General features: G+C 57.3%; 1 protein-coding gene. It reads right to left on the bottom strand.

The annotated features are described in order from the left end of the window. The coding region (locus FQ320_RS25075) for a UPF0149 family protein (protein ID WP_148475978.1) at positions 1 to 2142 on the bottom strand (2142 nt) is incomplete at its 3' end. Between the last annotated feature and the right edge of the window lie 314 nt (positions 2143 to 2456).

Below are 2456 nucleotides of genomic sequence, written 5' to 3'. Positions count from 1 at the left end.
CTTCTGGGCAGCAAACCTATGCCGCAGCCAATTTGGGATTTCCTTTTTGAATCGATCCACATCACCCCGCCACGAGGCCGCATCTTCCAGCAGTTTCCGGGCGTTTTTGTCGTTCTTGCCAAGCTTGTCTTTCGGCCAGAATTTTGAGTTCCCTTCCCAGTCCGTCAAATACCCATCTGCCCAGATCGATGCCAAGGGCTCATTTTCGGGGATTAGGGTAACCCCAACCGGAGCGCGAAGCTTCGTCAGCGTACTGTTGTAGCGCAGCATGAGAAGTTCAAGGATCCGGTCGAGCTTCTTGTCGCTATCGATCTCGGGCCCGATGACATTCATCAAGATTTGTATCCATGATCCGGGGATAACGAACTCGGGCGCGGTGCAAACCCCTATCATATAGCCATCGACCCACCATTCGGTCAGCCCCGCAGGTCTCAACAGATTGCCAAGCTCTTCCGATTTTTCGGGCCGGATCTCCGGCATTTTCATACCCGCTGGTGCGGGCCCGCTGGTAACTTCAAACGGAACGAACACATCCTCACCCGGAGCGGCGTCTCCCAGCACATTTTCATGCAACCAAACCTCGAAGGACTGCTCAAAGACAATCTCCATGATCGGGGTTTTCTTCAAGTCCCGGCCCTCTTCCAGCGCCTTGGCGACGGCGGCAAACTGGGGGGCGGAATCATCACCAGCGGCTTGAAGCAGGTGACCCATCCGCGCGATCACGCTGGTCCAATGGCAACGCCGATCTTCCAAGGCTTGCCAAAGAGCGCGTTTCAAGCCGGCAGGTGTTTTGGCGCATTCGATCGCACCTGTAAAGTTGTCGCTATCCTCATACCAGCTTTCGGAAATCATCGGAAACTGCGATTCCCAATCGGAACTCGCGGTAATCAAACGTCCCCGGGCCTGCACAGACATGGCGTCAAGCCGGCCATCCGGATCAGCCAAAACAACGATGTTCGATATAAAGGCGGGACGCGGTCGAAGCTCGGAAAGTCCAAGAGATTGGACCACACCGACCAGCCCTGCAGCGGGCGGGTGACCGTGCTGCAAGCCGTCTGACAGGCCGAGTGCAATTGCAGTGGCGACGTATTCGACTGGGACGTCCCGTGTTTCCACCTGAGACGCGATCATGTCGATCAGCCGCCGCTGTTCGCTGGCGCTCGCACAGGGGACTACATAGGCGTCCTTGATCCCAAACCCCTGTTTGATGAGCACCACGGCGACGCTTCGCGAACCACCGGCCTGAATGGCAACCGTCATACTTTGGGCCCCGGTGCCGTCAATCAGACTGGTCAGCGCGCGATGGACCTTTGGCGCGACCTTTATGGCCTGCGGGTCGACCCCTTGGCGCAGGGCCTTCCGTACAATTGTGTCGATCCCGGATCGTGTATCGGCGTCTTCAATCCAACTGCGTATAACTGTCAGCCGCCCGATCATATCCGATAACACTGCATTAGCATCCAACCGATCAGTCAGACCGTCGATCGCGCCTTGACGGATCTCCGGCCTGCCATCGAGCAACAAAGCGCATCCAAGTTCACCCATGATCGGTCTCAGACGACCCACCACCTGCCGAACCACGGCTTTCCGGATCGGCGCAGGGAGGGTCGCGATCAACTCTGCAAAACCGGCGTGAAGCGCGGAAAGACTGTCGACCTCCCCGCCGGACACCTCGTCCAGCAAGGTGTCGATGACCGGGCCGAGGTCAGGCGCATCCGACAGATCAAAATCACCCAGCATGTTGTCGGGTATGGTCAAGTCTTTGGCCAAAGACTCCGGTGCATCAAGGCCCGCCCTAATCCAACAGGACGCCAGGAAGAAACGTCCCCGATCGGTCAAGGCACCTTTATCCTTGAGGGCCAGAAGACTGCTTTCGAGGTGATTGATGAAGGCGCTGCCGAGCGTCTTGCCGTTCTCCCGTGCCATACGGGCTTCATCCAATGTGGATGACAGAAACGAGATCAGGCGTTCGTCTTCCGAATTGGGGTCTTCTAGCTGACCTATAATCTCGACGACCGTTACCGCCCAATCCGGCTGCGCAATCAAGGTCAGTGTAGCGCGCTTGAACGCCTCGCGGGCCCCATGTGCCTCAGGGTTTCGCGGCAACCCGTCCAACAAGGTCTGGATTGATTGTGGCAGCATGAGTTTCCTCCATGAGTTGGCCCGCCGAAGAGTGATCGCCTCTGGCACTGTTGCAGCAAACTTTGCTCGGACGCAATTCGAGCTCGCCGCAAGAAAACCCTGATAGTGGTTCCGAGGATGGGGAGGTCACAAAGTGAAAGGCACCTGACCGCTAACGGGTCAGTTCCCAGTGGCACTTAACAATACATTCCAGCAAATCCTGATAGAGCCAGAACGACCTGCGATGTTGCGCGGGACCATGGCGTGAACTCCTGTCGGGTTTAATGACATTTACGCGTCCGCGCCGGGGTCTGGTCAATCGGATGCGATCGGGA

Source organism: Oceaniovalibus sp. ACAM 378 (assembly GCF_008085915.1).
Lineage (GTDB): Bacteria > Pseudomonadota > Alphaproteobacteria > Rhodobacterales > Rhodobacteraceae > Oceaniglobus.
Note: the sequence above shows the minus strand (reverse complement) of the source record. Positions and strands in the feature narration are given on the sequence as shown.